This window comes from Novosphingobium sp. BL-S-32 (genome assembly GCF_056857055.1).
The window spans coordinates 1,099,463-1,121,318 of sequence record NZ_CM166477.1; the positions used below are offsets into that span (position 1 = coordinate 1,099,463).

A 21,856-nucleotide genomic window follows, 5' to 3' on the forward strand; every position below is an offset into this window, starting at 1 on the left:
CCGCATGGGAGCGGGCATCAGCTAAATCGGCTGACAACGGCGCAACTGTTTGATGGCGTTCGCCCGCACGGTCGCATATGTCCAAGCGATCTCGTCCAGGACCACGTGGGAATCGCAATGGCTTTGGTAAAGAAATCCGCGCTCGGCACCCGGTCTCCGGTCCGCAAGGCCGCTGCCGAGGAAAAGCCGCTGACGGCGCCCGCGAAACGTCCGGTACGCGGCGGGCGGGGCCGTTCCGCGAACGCGGCGGAACGGATCGACCAGTCCACGCAGGAACTCGCCAGCGGCCTTGCCGAAGCCGCCGCCGCCGCCGCCGAGCTTCAGCGCGCGGTCGATCAGATTTCGAGCGCTTCGGAAGAGGCGGCCGGCGCCGCACAGGAATCGCTGGGCCTCATTACCGCCCTGCGTGCCGACTTCCGCGAGGCGAGCGACCGCGCGGCGGCCTCGCAGCGCCAGACCGAGTTCGTGCAGGCCGGTTTCGGAGAGGCATCGGCGCAGATCGAAACCTCCGCCGCCGCCATCACGCTCAATGCACGCCGCCAGCTGGTTTCGGTGGGCGTGATGGCGAAACTGGAGCAGGCGGCGGGCACTATCGTTGCCATCGGCCGCGCGGTGGGCGACATTTCCGAGCAGACCGGCATGCTGGCGCTCAACGCCTCGATCGAGGCCGCGCGGGCGGGTGATGGCGGGCGCGGCTTTGCCATCATCGCCGACGAAGTGCGCGAGCTTGCCGACCGGTCCGAAAGCAGCGCGTCCGACATCCAGACGCTGGCGGCCGATATCGCCGCCGCCATCCGCGCCGTTGCCGACCGTGTCCGCGCGGCTGCCGCCAATGCCAGCGGCGAAGCGGAAGGAAGCCAGTCGCTGATCGCCTCGCTCGACGCTGCGCGCGAGGAATTGACCACCCTTGCTGAAGGCGCGCAGGCCATCGCCGCCGCTGCCGGTGAGGCCGATCTGGCCGCGAACGAGGCGGAGCAGGGCGCCGAGCAGATCGCCAGCGCGGCGGAAGAACAGTCGGCAGCAGCGGCCGAGGCGCGGCAGGCCATCGAACAGCAGGCCACCTCGCTTGAGGAGAGCCAGCAGACGGCCGAAGCGCTGGGGGGGCTCACCATTCTGCTCACCGACAGCACCAATGGCGGGATGGCCGTCGAGCAAGTCGGCGTGGCGGCCGAGGAACTCTCGGCAACGGTGCAGGAGCTTTCGGGCGCCTCTGGCCAGATCCTTGTCGCCATCGAGCAGATCGCGCGCGGCGCGCAGATCCAGGGCGCGGCAACGATGCAGGCCAGCGCGGCGATGGGCCAGATCGAGACGTCGGCAATGGCAGCGCAGGAACGCGCGCAGTTCGCAGTCGAAAAGATCATTGGGATTGTCGAAACCACCGAGGAGGCCAGCCGCCGCATCGCCGCGCTCGTGGCCGGGATGTCCGGCGTGGTGGAGGAAATGCGCACGGTTCTGGTCGCGCTTGGCGATGTGGGCGATACCGGCCGCCGCATCGAGAAAATCGGAGACGCGCTGGCGCTGATAGCGCTCCAGACCAATATGCTGGCGGTGAGCGGCGCGGTCGAGGCAACCCGCGCCGGTGAGGCGGGCGCCGGGTTCGCCACAGTCACGGCCGATATCCGCAAGCTGGCGCGCGAAGCCACGACCAATGCCGAGGACGTCAAGGACGCAGTGCGGAGCATTCAGGATCAACTGGCGACAGTCCGCCGCGATCTTGATCTGATTGCCAGCTCCGGCGAAACCGAGGCGGGGCGCAATCAGGCGACGGTAGAACGGTTCGCGGGGATGACCGGCAGCCTTGCCGAAACCGCGCGCAACAACACCACGATCCGCGACGGCGCCGATGCGATCCTGCGCTCGGTGCGCGAAATCCGTAGCGGGAGCGAGCAGATCGCGCAGGCCGCCGAACTGTCCGCAGGTGCGGCGCGAGAGGCAGGGGTCGCCGCACGCCAGCAGGCGCAGGGCGCGGAAGATCTTGCGGCTGCCATCGAGGATATTGCCGCGCTCGCCGTTTCATTGACCGGCTCAGTTTCGCCTGCAGGGAAGGGCTGAGGCGGTGACGGCGCCCGCCGCCGCGACAGGGCAAGCGCTGCTTGTCTTCACGTCGGGCGGCACCCGCATGGCTATCGACGCGGCGCGCGTGCGCGAAGTTGCCGCGCTGCCGCGGATAACCGTGGTTCCGCAAGCCGCCGCCTGCCTTGTCGGTGTCGCCCGCTTTCGCAGTCAGGTGCTTCCGGTGGTGTCTGCTGCCAGACTGGTGGATGGCCGCGATGCGCCGGCCCGGCAAGCCCTCCTCTTGGGCGGCGAGCGGCCTTGTGCGCTTGCGATCGACAAAGTGATCGGGCTGGTCACGGGCGGCGAAGTCCGTGCGTCCGATTTCGAAGCCCTGCTGGCAGAGGCCTTTCCGGTCGGCGAACGTAGCGCCGGGATCAAGGCAGCGGCCAGCACGCCCGCCGTCGCGCCAAATGCCGCAGACTTCCGTGACGATGAGGCGTTGCTGCTGGTCATGGAAGTCGGCCGCCAGCATTTCGCGCTGCCGCTCGACCAGATCGAGGAAGTATGCCTGCCCGCCGACGATGTGGCCGCGCTTCCGCAAGCCATCGGAGCGGCGCTGGGCACGATGGCCTATCGCGGCGGGCTGCTGCCGTTGCTCTCGCTGGCCGGATTGCTGGCGATGGATGCGCCGCTCACGGAAAATGCCCGCGTGGTCGTGGTGCGGATCGGCGGCACACGGGTAGGGCTGGTGGTGGACCGGCTACGCCATGTGCTGCGCACGCCGAAGGCGCGGATCGATCCGGTGCCGGTGGCGCTGGTAAGGGGCGAGGCGGAAGCGGTGGTGCAGGCGATCTGCCGCCCGCCAGAAGGAGGGCGTCTGGTTTCCGTGCTCGATGCCGCACACTTGCTGCCGGAGGACGTGACCGCGCGGATGCGCGCCGTCATGACTGCACCGGAACGGGCGGATGCGGCGGCGCCGGACAGAGCCGAGGCGCAGGGGCAGACGTTCCTGTCGTTCCGCGCAGGGGCGCACCGGCTTGCGGTTCCCGCCGTGGCGGTGGACGCCGTTGCCAGAGCCCCGCGCGCGATTTCGGCGATCCCCGAGGCGCCGTCATGGCTGCGCGGCGTCGCCAACTTGCGCGGCGAAGCGGTGCCGGTGATCGACCTTGCGGAGCGACTGGACAGGGCGGCCGAGGCCGGTGATCGGCAGCGGCTGATCGTCGCCTCGCACGGGGGCAGCCGCGCGGCATTTCTGGTCGAGGAAATCTACGGGATGGTTCGCCTCTCGGCAGAGGCAGCCGCCACGGCAGTCCCCACCGGAGGGCGGGCCGATGAGACGTTCGAAGGTTTCGCGGCACTTGAGGATGCGCCAGGGGATGGCCCAGCGGAGAGTAGTGCCGGGATGGCGCTGCTGGTATCCCCGTTTGCGCTGATCGACGCGGCCGCGCGGGACTTGCTGGCGGCCGCGACGCGGAAAGCGGGTGCGGCGTGACGGACACGCGGCTGCTGGTCGTCGACGATTCCGCGCTCATGCGCAAATTGCTGGTCGAGATATTTTCCGGCCACGGCTTCGAAGTGGCCGTGGCGCGTAGCGCGGCCGAGGCGCTGGCGATGCTGGGCACTTTCCTCCCGGATGTCGTGACGCTCGATGTCCACATGCCGGACATGGACGGGCTGGCTTGCCTGGACCGGATCATGGTCGAACACCCCTGCCCGGTGGTCATGGTTTCCGCCCTGACTGCGGAAGGCGCGGACGAGACGCTGGAAGCGCTGTCGCTCGGCGCGGTGGATTTCATCGCCAAGCCCAGCGGCCCGATCTCGCTGGAGATCGACCGGATCGCCGAGGCCCTTGTCGAAAAGGTACGCATGGCGGCAGGCGCGCGGATACCGCGATCGCGGCGCCTCACGGAACGCGTGCGGGCACGGATATCGCGGGTGGCGGACCAGCCCCGCGCGCGGTCGGCAGGGAAGAAGCAGCGTTTGGCGGACGATCCGCTGACGGGCGTGGCCGCCGTGCTGGTGGGCGTCTCCACCGGCGGGCCGCCCGCGCTCGATGCGCTGCTCCAGCCGCTGCCTGCGGATTTCCCCTGGCCGATCGTCATCGCGCAGCACATGCCGGCCAGCTTTACCGGAGCACTTGCGCGGCGGCTTGACCGTCAATGTGCCTTGTCGGTCCGCGAAGTATCGGCGGCCACGCCGCTGGAGCCGGGCACAGCCTATATCGGGCGGGGCGATGCCGATCTGATCATGTCGCGCCGCTTCGGGGACGTAGTGGCGCTTTCGGCGCCTGCCCGCGCCGACCTGCCATGGCATCCGAGCGCCGACCGACTGGTGGACAGCGCCTGCGAGGTCATCGGGGCCGAGGCGCTGGTGGGCGTGTTGATGACCGGCATGGGAACCGACGGCGCGCGGGCGATGGCGCGCATGCGGCAGCAGGGCGGCCATGTCATCGCGCAGGATGCGGAAACGGCGGTGGTCTGGGGCATGCCGGGCGCGCTGGTGGCAATGGACGGGGCGGATCTGGTGCTGCCGCTGGAAAGCATCGCCGGGCAGCTCTGCGATTGGGCACGGACGTGATCGGCGCGCCAAGGGAGCCCCGGCCGGATATGCCGCCCACCGATGAGGACATCGCGCAGGTCAGCACGCTGCTCTACATGTGGACCGGAATGGTCTTCAGCGAGAAGAAGGCCTACTATATCGAGCGGCGGCTGATCGAGCGCATCCGGCGCACCGGCAGCGCTGACATGCGCACCTATTTCGGCCGCCTGATGGGCGACGAGGCGGAGCGTCAGGCGCTCATCAACGCGGTGACCATCAACGAATCCTATTTCTACCGCGAAGATAACCAGTTCGCCGCGCTCGCCAATGCGATCCTGCCCGAACTGGCAGCCACGAAAGCGCCGGGCGGGCGCATCCGCATCTGGTCGATGCCCTGCGCCCATGGCGAGGAAGCCTATTCGATCGCGATCTGGCTGCTGGAAAACTGGGCAATGGTCGATGCCTATCATGTCGAGATCGTGGGATCTGACATCGATACCCACGCGCTCGCCTCGGCGCGGGACGGGCACTATGGCAAGCGGGCGCTGGCGCGGCTGCCCGAAGCCGCGCGCGAGGCCTACTTCGAGCCCGAGCGGCACCATCAGCGGCGCATCATCAAGGATTTGCGCGAATCCGTACAGTTCACCCACGTCAATTTGGTGGACGCGGCGGCCGTGGCGTCGCAAGGGCGGTTCGACGTCATCCTGTGCCGGAACCTTCTGATATATTTCGACGAAATATCGCGGGCGAGCGCTGCGGGACACCTCTATAACGCGCTCCTGCCGCGCGGTTTCCTGTGTCTTGGGCATAGCGAATCGATGGCGCGGATCGACACGCGCTTCAATCTCGTTCGCCTTGACCACGCGATCGTATATCGTCGGCCGTGATGGACGAGCTGCTCGAACAATTTCTGATCGAGGGACGCGAACTTGTCGCCCAGGCGCATGGCGACCTCGCTTTGCTGTCGCGCGATCCGGCCAGATCCGAGGTGCTGTCCAGCCTGTTCCGCACGGTCCATACCCTGAAGGGATCGGTGGCCCTGTTCGACATGGGCCCGGCGGAACACCTGCTCCACACGGCCGAAACCCGGCTCGATCGCGCGCGCGGCGGGCGGATGGCGATGGGCGGGGACGATCTGGAGACGCTGGTCGCGGTGATCGACCAGCTTGACCGCTGGATCGACGAGATGGAGCACGGCGGCGCCCTCCCTGCGAACGCCGAAGCGCGCGCCGCCACTCTGGCGGAGAGCTTGCAGGACGATGAGGCGGAAGACGGCGAGCGGCCGTCTGAAACCGAGTCCGAAACCGGGCCGTCGGAAACAGCCGATGCGCCCGATTGGCTCGGGGCGATGCTGGCGGACAGCAGGTTTCGGGATCTGGACGGCGCCGCAACCGCGTTTCGCTATATTCCCGATTCCGAATGCTTCTTTCGGGGAGAGGATCCGCTGGCACTCGTGGCGGGAGTCCCCGATCTTCTGGCCATCGATGTGGTTCGCAGCACCGAAACGCCGGAAATCGCCGACATCGAGCCCTTCAAGTGCGTTATGGGCATTCTTGGTGTCTCCAGGGGCACGCTCAAGGCCGTTCAGGGCGCGTTCCGGATGGTCCCGGATCAAGTCTCTTTCGCCCAGATCGCGCGGCCGTCCGGCTCCGCGCTGACGGAGGCTCTGGCCGAAACGCTGGCAAGCACTTCGGCGGACCGGGCGACCATGCTGCGGGTTCCGGCGGACAAGCTGGACACGTTGGCGGCGGAAGTCAGGGAACTTGCGGTTGCCATGCACGGCCTTGAAGGCGTGACCCGGCAGGCTCAGCAGGTCGACCGGGCGCTGGCCGACGAACTGCGGCGGATCCAGAGCGGCCTGGCGCGCGCGGTCGGCACGCTTGCGGCCACGGTGGCCGACGTGCGCCTTGTGCCGCTGCAACCGGTGCTCCGGCGTTTGCCCCGGCTCGCGCGCGAACTGGCCTCTGCGCTTGACAAGAACGTCGCGTTCGAGCTGTCGGGCGACGGGATCGAGGTGGACAAGCAGATCGCCGAGGGCCTGTTTGAACCGCTGCTCCACCTTGTCCGCAACGCGATCGACCACGGTATCGAAACCCCGCAAGTACGTCTTCGCAGCGGCAAGCCCGCGCAAGGCAAAGTGGCACTGGAACTTGCGCGGCGGGGGGATAGGCTGGTGGCCACGCTCGTCGATGACGGGGCGGGCATCGATCCGGTCACGATCCGAAAAGCTGCGGTCGCCAAGGGCATAATCGCTGCGGAAACGGCCGAAAACCTTGGCGAGCGGCAGGTGCTTCGGCTGATCTTCGCGCCGGGATTTTCCACCAGCGAAGTGGTGACCGACGTGTCGGGGCGGGGCGTCGGCATGGATGCCGTGCAACGCGCGGTAGAGCGGCTTCAGGGCACCATCGATATCGAAAGCGAACCCGGGCAGGGTACCCGGCTGACGATCCAACTTCCACTCAATGCCATTGTGACGCGCCTGCTCACCGTCTCGGTGGCGGGCGAGCGCTATGGTCTGCGAATGGACCAGATCGTCGAGACGCTGCGTCTCGATGCCACCGAGATCCAGGCGCTGGGGCAGGGCAATGCCTGCATCATACGCGACCGCACAGTGCCGGTCGTGGCGTTGGCCGCCTTGCTCGGGCATGACGAGATAGTCTCGCCGGTGGCGCGTCTGGTGGTGACAGATGCCGGCGGGGAGCCGATGGCGCTTCGGGTCGATGCGCTGGGGGACCGGCTAGATGCGCCTGTGCGCGAACGCAGCGGCCTGCTTTCCGCGCTTCCGGCGGTGGGCGGAACCACGGTTCACTCGGACGGCACTGTGCTGCTGGTGCTCGATTTGCCGGAGCTGCTGGCATGAGCGTGGTAGTCGATGGCCCGGCGATCCGGCTTGTTGGGCACTGTCCCGTCGAAGATGCGGAGCCCTTGCTGGTGGCCTTGCAGGAAGGTGCTGGGCGCGTGGTCCATCTGGGTGAATTGGAAGGCGCCCATTTTGCGGTAGCGCAGATCCTGCTGCTATGTTGCCCCGCGCTTGAGGGCTTTCCGAAGGATCTTTTTCTGAAGAACCTCGTTCTGCCCATTCTCGGGGTTTCAGCTTCCGAACAAATCAATGCCGGCCCCTAATCGGGCGGGATATAGACCGAAATAGTCAGCTGAATTTATAAAAGGAGGAGTCGCAAGTGTCGGTGAATGTGATGATTGTCGATGACAGCAAATTGGCGCGGATCGTGGCGGCCAAGGCGCTCGGGAAACTTCAGCCCGATTGGCAGAAAGTGGAGGCGGGCAGCGCGGCACAGGCGCTGGAACTGCTCGAAACGGAAAAAGTCGATGTCGCTCTGGTCGATTTCAACATGAGCGAGAAGAACGGTCTGGAACTCGCGGCCGAGTTGCGCGCTATGAGGCCTGACATGCCGATTGCGATCATCACAGCCAACATCCAGGACGAGATCATCTCTCAGGCCCGCGAAGTGGGCGCTGCCTTTATCGCCAAGCCGGTTACCAGTGAGGCGTTGTCCGGCTTCGTGTCCGGAGCAGCGCTGAAGCTGAGAACGGCCAAGGCATGACACCTGAGCAGGTTGAACTCTCTGAACTCGAACGCGATGCCTTGACGGAGATCGTCAACATCGGCGTCAGCCGGGCGGCGTCCAGCCTGCGCAAGATGATCGGGGATCAGGTCCTGCTTTCGGTCCCGTCGATCGAAGTGGTGAGCCAGAGCCGGGCGGCGCGCCTCATCAGCGAGCGGGAGGTGGTGGATCTTGTCGCGGTCCGGCAGGATTTTTCCGGGCCGTTTTCAGGCCGGGCCCTGCTGATCTTCCCCGAAACCAACAGTCTCGAACTGGTCCGCGCCGTCACCGGCGGTGAACTCAGCGCCGAGGAAGTGCTGGAGATGGAGCACGAGGCGCTGGCGGAAACCGGCAATGTCATCCTGAACTCCTGCCTTGCCACGATGGCCAACATGCTGCGCCGCTCGCTGACGATGACGATCCCGGAAGTGCTGCGCGGCAATGGCGCCATGCTGTTCGAGGTCGACGAACGCGGCGGCAATGGCGGATTGGTGCTGTTCCTCTATATCGACTTTGCAGTGCGGATGCGGGACATCCGAGGCTATATCGCGATGCTGATGGACATTCCCTCGCTGGCGACATTGAAGGAACTGCTTGACGAATTCATCGCGGGCGTCGTTGGCGACGATGCCTGAACCTAGGGAATCCCTGAATCAGGATCAGCTGCGCGCGGTGCTTGCGGCAGCGGGCGCCAGCGGTTCCTGGGATTGGGATATCGTCGGCGAGCGGCTCTACGTCGACTATCGTTTTGCCGAATTGTACGCGTTGCCCGGCGACGACTTGTCCGCCGGGTTCGAGACTTCGGCTTTCTTTCGCGCCATCCATCCCGAAGACCGCCCACGTATCCGCATTGCCGTAGCCGGGATGCTGGCGGGGGCCGCGCTGTTCTCCAAGGAATTCCGTGTCATCTCCCCATCGGGCGCGGTGCTGTGGATGCATGGGCGCGGGCAGAGCCATCTGGATGATGACGATCAGCCCGTCCGCTTCACCGGCCTGCTGGTGGATGTCACCGAGCGCAAGCGCACCGAGGAGCGGCTGCGCATCGCCCAGAGCGCGGGCGGGGTCGGCACGTTCGAATATAGCGATGGGTTCGCCACGGTTTCGGTTTCCAGCGAGTTTTGCAGGCTGCTGGGCCTGCACCCGGCCGATCGGCTGCCGGTGCGAACCATCAATGCAGTGCTGTGCGAGGGTGAGCCGCTGCTCATCCCCGAGGGCAGTCAGGCTGCCCCGCCGGACAGTCTGGGCGGCGAGTTTCAGGTCTGCCGGGGGGAAGACCGCGAACGGCGCTGGATCGCGCGGCGCGGCGAAGTCCTGCGCGATGCCGATGGTTCGGGTTACCGTCTCCTCGGAGTTATCTACGACGTCACCTATGCCAAGCTTCAGGAAGCGGCGCTGAGAGATCTCAACGACACTTTGGAGCACCGCGTCGCCATGGAAGTGGCCGAGCGCAGGCAGGCCGAAGAGGCGCTTCGCCAGGCCCAGAAAATGGAAGCGGTGGGGCAATTGACGGGCGGTATAGCCCACGATTTCAATAACCTGCTCACGATCATCATGGGCAGTGTGGACATGGCGATACGGCGGACCGAGTCCTCTGCAGACCCGCGCATTCGGCGCGCGCTGGACAATGCGATGAAAGGCGCCGAGCGCGCTGCCGCACTGACCCACAGGTTGCTCGCTTTTTCGCGCCGGCAGCCACTCGATCCGCGTGCGGTCAACGTACCCGAATTGCTGGCGGGCATGTCGGACTTGCTGCTGCGCACGATCACCGAAGCCATCGCAATCACCGTCGATGCATCCGACGAGATCTGGACGATCGAGGCCGATCCCCACCAGCTTGAAAACGCGCTCCTCAATCTGGCGGTGAATGCCCGCGATGCCATGCCCGAGGGTGGGGCTCTGCGCATCACGGCACGGAACCGCTCCCTGTCGGATACGGCTGCAGCGTCGCCGACCGATCCGGGCGGAGAAATTCCCGCCGGTGATTATGTGGCGATCGATGTCGTCGATACCGGCACCGGCATGGACGAGACGACATTGGGTCAGGTGTTCGATCCGTTCTTCACGACCAAGGAAGTCGGCAAGGGCACCGGCCTTGGACTGTCCATGGTCTACGGTTTTGCCAAGCAGTCGGGCGGCGGCATCCAGATCGCCTCGCGGCCCGGCGCGGGGACGTGCGTTTCGCTCTATCTGCCCCGCAGCATTGCCGAAGCGGAACAGTCCAGCGATCAGCTCATCGCCTCGGCCGAGATGGGAAGCCCATCCGAAACGATCCTGGTGGTGGAGGACGATGACGATGTGCGGGCCTATACAGTGGGTGCGTTGCGGGATCTTGGGTACGGCGTGATCGAGGCGCATGACGGCGCTTCGGCGCTTGGCATGCTGGCGCGGCACGAACAGCCGATCCGGCTGCTGATGACCGACGTGGTCATGCCGCGCATGTCGGGCAGCGAGCTGGCGTTTCTGGCACGCGAACGTCAGGCAGGGCTCGCGGTGCTGTTCACTTCGGGATATACCCGCGATGCGATCATGCACGGCGGGCGTCTCGACGAAGGAGTGGAGCTTCTGCCAAAGCCATTCACGATGAAGAACCTTGCTTCGAAGGTTCGCGAACTGCTCGACCGCTGACGCACACGCGTGGATAGGTGCCGACAAGGCGTAATATTCGCGATCTATCGGTGCGATATGTTCGCCGTTCGATTTTGAAAGATTCTGCTGCCTGGCGTTGTTCGAGTGTCCGCGACTTGCGCGTGATTGGGAACGCACTGAGCCGCGCTTAGTTTGTCTTTGATGACCCCGGAGGGGCATGTTTCAGGCCACCTACAATTGGAGCCGTGCATGACAAGCTTGCCGAGCCGGACCGGGCCGGGACGATCCGGTACATTGCCTCACAGCGCGTTTCGCGAGCGTTTTCTGGCAGTCCGCGCGCTGACGCTGGAACTGGTTGAGACATTGAACGAGGCCGACGCGGCTGCACAATCGATGCCCGATGCCTCGCCCGCCAAATGGCATCTTGCGCATACGACTTGGTTTTTCGAAACGTTCCTGTTGCGCGATCAGGTGCCGGGTTACCGGCTCTACGACGAGCGCTGGCCCTTCCTTTTTAACAGCTACTACGAGGCGGAAGGCGCAAGACTGCCGCGCCCCGAACGCGGCATGCTCACCCGCCCCACGCTTGCCGAAGTCGTCGACTATCGCCGCCGCGTTGACGCGGCGATGGTCGCGGTTCTGCCGCAGCTTGTCGAACGGCACGGTGATCTGCTGGAACTGGGCATCCAGCACGAGCAGCAGCATCAGGAACTGTTGCTGACGGATATCAAGCACCTGTTTGCGCTCAATCCGCTGGGGCCCGTCTATCGGGTGCAGAGCGGGAGCGAAGGGCCGGGCAGGGCGGCACCCATGCACTGGATCGAAGGCGCTCAGGGCCGCGTAGACGCCGGCTATGACGGACCGGATTTTGCCTTCGACAACGAACAGCCGAGGCATTCGACGTGGCTCGCCCCGCATGCTCTTGCAAGCCGTCCGGTAACCAACGGTGAGTGGATCGAGTTCATCCTCGACAAGGGGTACGAAACGGCCACGCTCTGGCTGTCGGACGGTCTCGATTGGGCTCGGCGCGAGGGGGTGGCGTCGCCGCTCTATTGGCGCGGGGAGGGGCGGGAATGGGAGCATTTCACGCTTTCCGGATGGTTGCCGGTCGATCATGAAAGCCCCGTCACACACATCTCGTTCTACGAGGCGGAGGCTTTTGCGGCGTGGGCGGGATGCCGCCTTCCCACCGAGCAGGAATGGGAAGCGGCTGCCCGCGATTATGATCCGGGGACAGGCGTTCAACTCGACCACGCCGCGCCCGTGATGCCGCGCGCCGAGCACGGGGCGGACCGGTTCACTTCGCTGTTTGGCAATGTCTGGGAATGGACCGGATCGGCCTACCGCCCATGGCCCGGCTTCCAGACGGCACCGGGCGCTGTCGGCGAATACAACGGCAAATTCATGTCCGGCCAGTTCGTGCTCAAGGGGGGCAGCTGCGCAACCCCGCGCGGTCATCTGCGCGCGTCCTATCGCAACTTCTTCCATCCCCACCAGCGCTGGCAATTCACGGGCCTGCGCCTTGCAAGGAGCATGTGACATGCATGCCCGTGATTTCGAATTCGCCCTTGCGGCCAGCGCCGCCGTTCCGCTTCCGCAGCCGGATAGGAAGGCCGATGACTGCGACCCCGCGTTCAGGAAGGACGTTCTTCACGGCCTTTCCCAGTCGCGCAAGGTGATCCCGGCCCGCTGGTTCTACGACCTGGAAGGCTCGCGCCTATTCGAGCAGATCACCGGCCTTGCCGACTACTATCCCACACGCGTCGAGACCGCCTTGCTCCGGCAGTGTGCGGCGCTGGTGGCGGCCCGGCTCGGGACGGCGCCGATGATTGTGGAGTTCGGCTCGGGCAGTTCGATCAAGACCCGGATGCTGCTGGATGCCATGCCGCAGGCGACGTACGTACCGATCGAGATCTGCGGCGCGTTTCTCGCGGAATCCTGCGCCGCGCTGGCCCGTGACTATCCCGAAGTCACGATCGTACCGATAGAGGCGAACTTCATGGATCCAGTTCGGCTCCCCCCAAGCCGGGACGGCGGGCCGGTGCTGGGCTTCTTTCCGGGCTCGACGATTGGCAATCTCCTGCCTTCGGCCGCCGTCGATCTGCTGCGAACGATGCGCGCCAGTCTGGGCGCAGGCAGCAATCTGCTTATCGGCATGGACGCCGTGAAATCCACGGATCGCCTGATCCGCGCCTATGACGACGATGAAGGCATTACCGCCCGCTTCAATCTCAACCTCCTGCACCGCATTAACCGGGAATTGCAGGGGACCATACCGGTCGGCGCGTTTCGCCACCGTGCCGTCTGGAACGCAGGCTGGACCCGGATCGAGATGCATCTTGAGGCGATGGATGCCGTCAGCTTCGAAGTGGCGGGCGAGCCGTTCCGGCTTGACGAAGGCGAGACGATCCACACCGAGAACTGCCACAAGTACACACCGCAACAGATGCGGCTTCTGCTTCAGGCGGGCGGTTGGAACGAAACGCGGCTCTGGACGGACGGCAACGGAGACTACGCGCTGATCCTTGCCGAGGCCGTGCTCGATGAATGCGGCCCCTGACCGGCAACGCCCGCATTCGGCGTCCAACTACGGAGTACTCTGGGGGCAAAACTACCCATCTTCTGCGTGATCAAACGTTGCTATCGTCCGCGCAATCAGGTCGGGCAAGATGCTGTATTACCATGTAAATTTACGGACTAACGCGCGGCTCCACTTTAGATCCTATTCCCCGAATGTCGGTTTTGGCTCCGATAATGTCGGAAGCGCCGATGCCGATGCAGTTCCATCCGACGTAGGTATTCAACTGCGGGACGGACGCGGGTTCTCCCGGTCAAGCGGAAGGAAACGAAAATGGCGACGATCACGACAACGGACGGCACCGAGATTTTCTACAAGGATTGGGGCCGCAAGGATGCTCAGCCCCTGTTCTTCCACCATGGCTGGCCGCTCAGCGCGGACGATTGGGACAGCCAGATGATGTTCTTTCTCGCGAAGGGATATCGGGTGATCGCCCACGATCGCCGGGGTCATGGCCGCTCCAGCCAGACCTCTGATGGCCATGACATGGATACTTATGCTGCGGACGCCTTCGCGGTGGTCGAAGAGCTGGGCCTGACCAATGCGATCCACATCGGCCATTCGACCGGCGGTGGCGAGGTGACCCGCTATGTCGCGAAATATGGGAAGGGCCGCGTGGCTAAGGCCGTGCTGATCAGTGCAATCCCACCGACCTTCATGCAGTCCGAACGCAATCCCGATGGCGTTCCCAAGGAAGTGGTCGACGGCATTCGCGACGGCACTGCGTACCATCGTTCGCAATTCTATCAGGATATCACGATCCCGTTCTACGGCTTCAACCGCGAGGGCGCGGCGGTGTCGCAGGGCATCCGCGACAACTGGTGGCGGCAGGGCATGATGGGCGCTGCGATCGCGCAGTGGGAATGCGTGCGCGTTCTGTCCGAGACCGAGTTCTACGACGATCTCGCGGTGATCGACGTACCGGTGCTCGTGATGCACGGAGAGGACGATCAGATCTGCCCGTTCACCACCACCGGCGCTCGCTCGGTCAAGCTGCTGAAGCACGGCAAGCTGATTTCCTATCCCGGTTTCCCGCATGGCATGCCGACCACGCATGCCGATGTGATCAACCGGGATCTTCTGGAATTCATCCAAAGCTGAAACGAGCCGCCGTTGAAGCGGTGACCGTCATGGGGGCGAGAGCGGGATGCCGCGCTCGTCCCCATGTCATGAGATGGATTCAGGGATTTCCAAACCAGCGGGAGAGGGCGGGCGCCATACAGTCTCCATCGACCGCGTCATCACTCGCCCACGCGACGAAACCGTCCGGCCGCACCAAAAGAGCGCTCAGGCCAAAGCGATCCCTCGCATCGGCAGCCACATAGTCGATCCGCCCGGACCACTGACCGGCAAGTGCCTGAAGCGACCCGCATGCTCCGAAATCCAGAAGCAGCCCTAGTCCATTGCGGAGGCGTTCGTTCAGCCGGGTACCATCACTCAATGCGAAGTCAGGCGCGCTGCGGCCGACAAGCGGATGGTCCTCTGCGAGATCGTAGCGAAGTCCGGTGCCCCAGACACGCTCGGCAAAATAGGTGGCGCCGTCGCCGGTCTCCATCAGGCCCCGGATGATCGCCTCGAGTGCCCGCGAACTCGGGCTGGGCCGCATAAGGGCGACTTGCGCGCGCGACCAGTCGAGAATGCGTTCGCCCTCGGGCTGCCGCTCTTGCGCATAAGTGTCCAGCAGGTCCAGCGGTACGTCGCCCCGGACAGTGGCGGCAAGCTTCCAGCCAAGGTTCATCGCGTCGCCCAGCCCCAGATTGAGGCCCTGTCCGCCCAGAGGTGAGTGCACATGGGCGGCATCGCCCGCCAGCAGTACCCGGCCTTTGCGATAGTCGGCCGCCTGGCAGGCGCGGTCCGTCCAGGTGGTGACCAGTTCAAGCGCCGCCACCGTGGCATCCGTGCCGGAGATTCGGCGCAGCACCGCTTCGACGTGCTCCCGCGTGATAGGCTGGGCGCGATGGCAGGCTCCGCCGTCAAAATCGACCATCGCGATCGTACCGGGCGGCGCGCAAGTATACATGCCCGTCGCCGTGTAGTGGCGGCCGGGACGGAGCTTCTCGGGATCTGCCAGTTCTACTTGTGCGGAATAGCCGGTGAATTCCGGCTCCGTGCCGGCAAACGCGATGCCCGCGATCTTGCGGACCGTGCTTCGCCCGCTATCGCATCCGACGAGCCAGCGGCTATGAAAACTCTCGGTGCCCGCGCGGACGGTAATGTTCTCGTCCGACTGATCGAAGCTTTGGACGCCGCAGCCGCGCCGGATTTCAGCCCCAAGGGCGATGGCGCGCTCGGCCAGTACGGCCTCGATGCTCTCGATGTCGACCGCAATAGTGCTGAGCGGGCCGGGCAGGCGATATGGCCGTTGGCTTGCGTCGACCTGATCCTTGAAGAACTGGATCCCTGCGAAGTGACCGCCGGGCGTGCGGGGTTGCTGCATCCAGTGGGCAGCGGCCGGTGTACCGCGATCGACCATGCGCGCCTCGATCGCGGCGAGAAGCCCCCGGCGATCGAGGCTTTCGATACTGGGCACGGACAGACCACGCAGCCCGAACGGCAGGCGCTTGAGCGGTGAGCCCGCGTCATGCGCCTGTTCCAGCACCAGTACCGAGCATCCGAAGAGTCGCAGTTCACAGGCAAGAAACAGGCCGACGGGACCGGCCCCGGCAATGATGACATCGTAAAGCTGCGAATGGGATACGGACATGAAATACTCCTATGTCGATGTTCGACCGGAGCGTTTCCCGAATCCGAAACCCGCGCGGACGAACGGTCGGACGGCCAGATGGCATCCGAGGTTCGTCGCGGGAATCTCAAGCACGAGGCCAAAGACCAGAGCTTTCGTTACCGAAAGGACTTGGGCTTACCAGACCAAGTCTGCCTTTTCCGACGCGATCCATCTAGCTTTGGCGCGCTCGATTGGCAACGGCGCATCGATGTCAGCGTGTGAATGGCGGTTTTTCGAGGTTATGGGCTCAACCTCGATTCCGTATGAACATCGGGGCTTATCCCAATGTACATTACAAGACGCCAATCTGCGGGCCTCCGCAACGAAACTGTCACACGTCATCCATAGCGGCGGTCGCACGCCATGGCGGCGTGGGGAAAACACACAAGATGACCAGCAAGACCGGGGCGCATTTGCGCCTTTTCGGCGCGAGCCTGCTCGCCCTCTCGATTCCGATGCTTTCCGGTGTCGCCAGGGCGGAGACGGCGGCCAAACCTCCCGTGGGCGACGAAGACCAGACGTCGGCGAAGAGCGACCTTGCCGAGGGCTCCGACATTCTCGTGACCTCCACGCGCGCCAACGAAATCGCGCCCGTCACGGCGTCCTTGCAGACAACGCAGCCGCAATCGATCGTCTCGCGCTCGTTCATCGAAGACTCGCTTCCTGCCACGGCCGACTTCAACCAGATCGCCCTGATCTCGCCCAGCGTCTCCAACTACGGCGCCGCCAACGGCGTGGGCCTCTCGGAATCCAAGGCCCAGATCCGCGGCTTCCAGGACGGCGAATACAACATCACTTATGACGGCGTGCCGTTCGGCGACACCAACGATCCGACACACCATTCGAACACGTTCTTCCCGTCGAACACCGTCGAAACGCTGGTGGTCGATCGCGGTCCTGGCAATGCCAGCCAGCTTGGCCAGGCAACGTTCGGCGGCAATCTCAACATGTTCTCACGCGCCACACGAGAAGACCCGAGCGTCGAAATGAAGGGCAGCTATGGCAGCTACAACACATGGCTGCTGCGCGGCGTCGTCCAGAGCGGCGCGATCAAGCAGTTGGGCGGCGCGGAAGTCGTGCTGAGCGCCCAGCACATCGGCTCCGACGGCGCGCGTACTTACAGCCCGTTCAAGTCCAACAACCTGTTTGGCAAGATCATGATCCCGATCGGGCCGGACGCTAAGCTAACCATCCTTGGCACCTATAACGAAAACGACTTCAACCAACCCGACAAGGACGGGGCGACGCAGTCCCAGATCGCGCAGTTCGGCAAGTATTTCAGCCTCAACAACGATCCGAATTCGCAGACTTATTGGGGGTACAACCATACCCACAAGACCACCGATTTCGAGATCGTGAAGTTCGAAGCGAACCTTTCGTCCTTCGCGACCTTCGACGATCGCGCCTATACTTACAGCTATGACAACGAAACGCTGAGCGGCAACGACGTAACGCTCTACGCGACGGCGAGCGCGGCCGATATCGCCAAGGCCAACATGGTTACGCTAACCCCGGGCGGTGCGAAAACCTTCGGCGTTCCTGGCTATACCAAGACCAACCAGTACCGGATGTACGGCAATATCGCGAAGACCCGCGTCGATTTCGGATTCGGTGCGATCACGGCGGGTGCATGGCTCGAATGGTCGGACACCTATCGCCAGCAGCGCGACGTTGACCTGATCACCGGCGGCCCGAACTTCGTCGAGAAGGCAGTCAAGGACCCCGTAACCGGCATTGCAACGCCTGCGAACATCAAGTTCGATCAGAATTCGAACACCAACCACACCGAGGTCTTCACCGAACTCGAACTGCGGCCGATCGCGGGTCTGAAGATTACGCCTGGCTTCAAGCACGTCAATTTCAACCGCCGGATCGATGCGGATTACAACCAGACGACCCGCTATCCGCAGAAGCTCAGCAACACCTATACGGTCGATCTGCCGTTCGCGACGGTCAACTATGAGGTGACGTCGCAGCTTTCGGTCTACGGCCAATATGCGCGCGGTTTCCTTGCGCCGCCGCTGAGCTATCTCTACGTCGCGGACCCCAGCCTCTCGACGCTCAAGCCCGAGCGTTCGACCAACTATCAGGCCGGCGCGGTCTATCACGGCCATAGCCTCAGCATCGACGCCGATGTCTACAAGATCGACTTCACCAACAAGTTCGCGCAAGACCTGACCGCACCGGCCAGCGAAGGCGTGGTCTACTTCAACCAGGGCGCCGTACAGTACAAGGGCGTCGAAGGTCAGATCACTTACGCGTTCGACCATGGCATCGCGGTCTTTGCCAACGCTTCGCGCAACTATGCCAAGACCAACAATCCTGACGAACCACGCATGCAAGTTGCCAATGCGCCCGAATATACGGCGGCGGCAGGCGTGCTCTACAAACAGGGTCCGATCCGCTTCTCGCTGATCGACAAGTATATCGGACGCCAGTGGTTCGCCGAAGGCGAGCCGGATGCCTACAAGAGCAATGGCTACAACACCGCGATCCTCTCGGCTCGCTACGATATCGGGCCGGTCCGGATCGGTCTGGAGGTCAACAACCTGTTCAACGCGCGGCCTGTCACCAACATCAGCCCGGGCAAGACGGCGCTGTTCGACCAGTATTACTACCAGACCGGACGCGCCTTCACTGGCGACGTCACGCTGACGTTCTGACAATTGCGTTCGGGGGCGCTGCCGTGGGCTTTGCTTACGCGGCGTTCCCGAATGCACGGCTCCTCAGGAGTTGCGGGTTACTCGAGGCAGTGTGAGAGTAACCCGCAGGCCGCCGGGTTCGCTCCCGATGGCGATGTCTCCGCCATGCGCCGCCGCAACCGCCGCGACAAGACTGAGCCCCAGGCCATTGCCCGGCGTCGTTCGGCTCGCCTCGCTGCGGAAGAAGCGTTGGGTAAGGCGGGTTCGGTCGGCGGGCGATACGCCCGGTCCGTCGTCCGCGACGATGAGCCGGGCTTGCCCTTCGCTCGCCTCCAGTGTCAGCGTGATCCGTGTGCCTGGCGGGGTATGGACGATCGCATTGTCGAGCAGATTGGCGAGTGCCTGCGCCAGCAGTTCGCGATCGCCGAGAACCGAGACGCCCGGTAGCGAGCGGGTGTTCAGGCTGCGGCCGCTGTCGATCACGGCGGGCAGGAAGCTCTCACCGACATCCTCGGCAAGCGCGGACAGGTCGACCGGAGCGAAGCCATGGGCCAGCCCGCCGCCCTCCACTTCGGTGATGCGCAGGATCGCGGAGAACAGCTTGAGCAGTTCGTCTCCCTGTTCGACCGCTCTAGCCGCCGCGCCTTCGACGGTGCCGACCTGTTCGAGCTGGTTGCGCAAGCGCAGCAAGGGCGTGCGCAGGTCATGTGCAACGTCGCTCGAAACTTGCCGCAGATTGTCCATCAACCCGGCGATGCGGTCGAGCATCGTGTTGAGCGCGAGGGCCACCTCGTCAAACTCGTCGCGGTGCGTGCCCACTGGGACGCGCTGGTCAAGATTGCCGCCAACGATCCCGCGCGCGGTGCTGCTTATAGCGCCAAGCCGGCGGCGCAGATAGCTGCCGAGCACCAGCGCGCCCGCGACCCCGATGACAAGAACCACAAGGAAGGCGGCGCCGAACAGCATCAGGATCGTCGCGTTTATATCCTCCACCGTCTCGGAATCGATGGCGACGACCAGACGGTTGCCGTCGGGCAGTTGGACCGTCTTGGCGCGCGCGGTGTCGCGCCCCTCTTGCGGATCGCGGAAGATGATCATGCCGAAGCCCGGCTCCGGTCGCACCGTGTCGAGCGCGCCGGCGATGCGCCGTCCTTGCGGGTCGAACAGGGCGTAACCGAAGGAATCGGTGGCTTTGGCTGTCTCGCGTTCGCGGACTTCGGCAATAAGGCTGCCGCCGGCGGCTTCGTGGAGCAGCGCGGTCACTTCATCGGAAATCGCGCGGTCGCGCGCGCGACGGAATTCGGCGTCCGCGGCGAAATAGACCGCGATGCCGAGCAGCAGGATCGCCAGTGCGAACGCGGCCGAATAGATAAAGGCGATGCGGTACGCGGCGCTGCGACGGGGCTGCTCAGCCATCGGGGCGCATCCGGTATCCTGCCCCGCGCACGGTTTCGATAGGATCGTCGGCAAAACCCTCGCGCAGTTTGGTGCGCAGGCGGCTGAGATGGCTTTCGACGATGTTGGTCTGCGGATCGAAGTGAAAACCCCACACCAGTTCGAGGAACATGGTGCGCGTGACGATGCGTCCGGCATTGCGCATCAACTGTTCGAGCAAGGCGAATTCGCGTGGCTGAAGGTGGATCGTCCGGCCGCTGCGTGTCACTTCCCGGCGCAATATGTCGAGCGTCATGTCGCCCACTTCGTACCGCGTCACCACGTCCACCGGTACGCGGCGCATCAGCGCGTTGATCCGCGCCGCTAATTCGGCAAGCGCAAAGGGCTTCACGAGATAGTCGTCGGCACCCGCGTCCAGCCCGGCAACGCGGTCGGCGATGCCGCCCAGCGCGGTCAGGACCAGAACCGGCACGCGCACCGATGCCGCGCGCAGCCGTCGCAGCACTTCGAGCCCTTCCAGTCCGGGCAGCATGCGATCGAGAATGACCAGGTCGAACGCCGTGGTCGTGGCCGCGCGAACAGCGCCATCGCCGGTTGATACGCGCGTTGTTGCATGGCCCAGTTCATCAAGGCCGCGCTCAATGAAACCGGCGGTTTCGTCGTCGTCTTCTGCGAGGAGGATATGCATCCGGCCGGTCGGTTCCCTGAGATTGGGTTGCCGCGCAAATCGTTAATGCTGGATCCGCGCTATACCGCATTGTATTTTCCCAATGTATGGTTCGGTGACTGGCGCTGACGACACGAACAGAGCAGATGCACCTCAACGAGGAGAAGTGCAATGCGCCTGACTATCGCTTTACTTGCCGCTTTGCTGACCACCGCCGCCGCGCCTGCTGCGCCCGCGCCCCAATATCGACTGGACGGAGCAATTGCCGGCCCCGACGGTCCTTGGGACTACGCGCGCGTCGATTCCGCGGCGCATCGGCTCTATGTGGCACGCGGTGGGGCTGTGACGGTTGCCGATCTGGCATCCGGCGGCAGCGCAATTTCCATTGGCGAAGTGCAGCGCGGACACGCCGTTCTGCCGCTGGCGGACGGTCGGTTGCTGGTCACGAGCGGCACGGACGGTACGGTTCGCTTTCTCAATGCCGCCGATGGCCGTGAATTAGCCAAAGTGCCTGTCGGAAAGAAGCCCGACGCGGCCATTCTGGATGCGGATGGCACGCATGCTTTCGTGATGAATTCCGACAGTGGCTCGGTCTCTGTCTTCGACACCACAGCGATGCGTGTGTTGCGGACAATCCCGGTCAAGCCGGCACTCGAATATGCGGCCACCGATGGCGCCACGCTGTTCATTAATGACGAGGATCTGGGCGAGATCGAGACGGTCGATCTGGCGCACGGCGTGGCCGGAAAAGCCATCGCGATGCCGGGCTGCGAAGGGCCGACCGGCCTTGCACTCGATAGCAAGCACGGGCGGCTGATTTCGGCCTGTGCCAATGGCAAGGCGGCGATTGTCGATGCCAAGGCACGCAAGCTGGTGGCGCTGGTCGATATCGGGCAGGGTCCCGATGCGGTGATCCTCGATGCGGCGCGCGGGCTTGTCTTCGTACCCTGCGGGAAGGACGGGGTGCTCGATATCGTCTCGCTCGAGAGCTTCACCCGTGTCGGCCGCGTGAAGACCGAAGTCGGCGCGCGGACCGGTGCGCTCGATCCGGAAACGGGCAATATCTACCTGCCGACCGCGCGGTTTGCCTCGCCCGCGCAGGCTGGTGGCCGTCCGGCAGCGGTGCCGGGGTCGTTCCATATCCTCGTCGTTCGACCGGCCTGACCG

17 protein-coding genes are annotated in these 21,856 nt (G+C 64.5%); 14 read left to right on the forward strand and 3 right to left on the reverse strand.

Annotated elements, in window-relative coordinates:
* Positions 1 to 117 precede the first annotated feature (117 nt).
* The 12 genes from AC1VVK_RS21470 to AC1VVK_RS21525 all read left to right on the forward strand — a co-directional run bounded on the left by AC1VVK_RS21470 (position 118) and on the right by AC1VVK_RS21525 (position 14,361).
* On the forward strand, positions 118 to 2,052 hold the full coding sequence (locus AC1VVK_RS21470; protein ID WP_482905229.1) for a methyl-accepting chemotaxis protein: 1,935 nt from the start codon (positions 118 to 120) through the stop codon (positions 2,050 to 2,052).
* 4 nt (positions 2,053 to 2,056) lie between these two features.
* Positions 2,057 to 3,487, forward strand: a complete 1,431-nt coding sequence (locus AC1VVK_RS21475) for a chemotaxis protein CheW (protein WP_482905230.1) — start codon at positions 2,057 to 2,059, stop codon at positions 3,485 to 3,487.
* Between the two features lie 38 nt (positions 3,488 to 3,525).
* Positions 3,526 to 4,572, forward strand: coding sequence for a chemotaxis-specific protein-glutamate methyltransferase CheB (gene cheB / locus AC1VVK_RS21480; RefSeq protein ID WP_482906751.1), 1,047 nt, complete (start codon positions 3,526 to 3,528; stop codon positions 4,570 to 4,572).
* A gap of 29 nt (positions 4,573 to 4,601) precedes the next feature.
* Positions 4,602 to 5,420: a CheR family methyltransferase gene (locus AC1VVK_RS21485; protein ID WP_482905231.1), complete on the forward strand. Its 819-nt coding sequence runs from the start codon at positions 4,602 to 4,604 to the stop codon at positions 5,418 to 5,420.
* Entirely contained in the window at positions 5,420 to 7,393 is a 1,974-nt protein-coding gene (locus tag AC1VVK_RS21490) for a chemotaxis protein CheA (RefSeq protein ID WP_482906752.1), read from the forward strand. Before AC1VVK_RS21485 ends, AC1VVK_RS21490 begins: the two co-directional genes overlap by 1 nt.
* Entirely contained in the window at positions 7,390 to 7,656 is a 267-nt protein-coding gene (locus AC1VVK_RS21495; protein WP_482905232.1) for a hypothetical protein, read from the forward strand. The genes AC1VVK_RS21490 and AC1VVK_RS21495 overlap by 4 nt, the downstream gene beginning before the upstream one ends.
* A gap of 56 nt (positions 7,657 to 7,712) precedes the next feature.
* Positions 7,713 to 8,096: a response regulator gene (locus AC1VVK_RS21500; protein ID WP_482905233.1), complete on the forward strand. Its 384-nt coding sequence runs from the start codon at positions 7,713 to 7,715 to the stop codon at positions 8,094 to 8,096.
* Positions 8,093 to 8,731: a chemotaxis protein CheX gene (locus tag AC1VVK_RS21505; protein ID WP_132386071.1), complete on the forward strand. Its 639-nt coding sequence runs from the start codon at positions 8,093 to 8,095 to the stop codon at positions 8,729 to 8,731. Before AC1VVK_RS21500 ends, AC1VVK_RS21505 begins: the two co-directional genes overlap by 4 nt.
* Entirely contained in the window at positions 8,724 to 10,721 is a 1,998-nt protein-coding gene (locus tag AC1VVK_RS21510; RefSeq protein ID WP_482905234.1) for a hybrid sensor histidine kinase/response regulator, read from the forward strand. The genes AC1VVK_RS21505 and AC1VVK_RS21510 overlap by 8 nt, the downstream gene beginning before the upstream one ends.
* Before the next feature lie 210 nt (positions 10,722 to 10,931).
* A complete protein-coding gene (gene egtB, locus AC1VVK_RS21515; protein ID WP_482905235.1) occupies positions 10,932 to 12,221 on the forward strand; it encodes an ergothioneine biosynthesis protein EgtB in 1,290 nt (429 codons plus the stop codon).
* Position 12,222: 1 nt separating this feature from the next.
* A complete protein-coding gene (egtD, locus tag AC1VVK_RS21520; RefSeq protein ID WP_482905236.1) occupies positions 12,223 to 13,242 on the forward strand; it encodes an L-histidine N(alpha)-methyltransferase in 1,020 nt (339 codons plus the stop codon).
* A 291-nt stretch (positions 13,243 to 13,533) separates the two neighbouring features.
* On the forward strand, positions 13,534 to 14,361 hold the full coding sequence (locus tag AC1VVK_RS21525) for an alpha/beta fold hydrolase (RefSeq protein ID WP_482905237.1): 828 nt from the start codon (positions 13,534 to 13,536) through the stop codon (positions 14,359 to 14,361).
* Between the two features lie 79 nt (positions 14,362 to 14,440).
* On the opposite strand, the gene AC1VVK_RS21530 is transcribed toward AC1VVK_RS21525, so the two are convergent.
* A complete protein-coding gene (locus tag AC1VVK_RS21530; RefSeq protein WP_482905238.1) occupies positions 14,441 to 15,964 on the reverse strand; it encodes an FAD-dependent monooxygenase in 1,524 nt (507 codons plus the stop codon).
* A 410-nt stretch (positions 15,965 to 16,374) separates the two neighbouring features.
* On the opposite strand from AC1VVK_RS21530, the gene AC1VVK_RS21535 reads away from it, so the two are divergent.
* Positions 16,375 to 18,648, forward strand: a complete 2,274-nt coding sequence (locus tag AC1VVK_RS21535; RefSeq protein ID WP_482905239.1) for a TonB-dependent receptor — start codon at positions 16,375 to 16,377, stop codon at positions 18,646 to 18,648.
* A gap of 63 nt (positions 18,649 to 18,711) precedes the next feature.
* Here the strand turns inward: AC1VVK_RS21535 and AC1VVK_RS21540 are convergent, their stop codons facing one another.
* Complete coding sequence (locus AC1VVK_RS21540; RefSeq protein ID WP_482905240.1) at positions 18,712 to 20,043, reverse strand: sensor histidine kinase; 1,332 nt, start codon at positions 20,041 to 20,043, stop codon at positions 18,712 to 18,714.
* Entirely contained in the window at positions 20,036 to 20,710 is a 675-nt protein-coding gene (locus tag AC1VVK_RS21545) for a response regulator transcription factor (protein WP_482905241.1), read from the reverse strand. Before AC1VVK_RS21545 ends, AC1VVK_RS21540 begins: the two co-directional genes overlap by 8 nt.
* Before the next feature lie 150 nt (positions 20,711 to 20,860).
* Here AC1VVK_RS21545 and AC1VVK_RS21550 point away from each other — a divergent pair, with 150 nt between their 5' ends.
* Positions 20,861 to 21,853, forward strand: coding sequence for a YncE family protein (locus AC1VVK_RS21550; protein WP_482905242.1), 993 nt, complete (start codon positions 20,861 to 20,863; stop codon positions 21,851 to 21,853).
* Positions 21,854 to 21,856 lie beyond the last annotated feature (3 nt).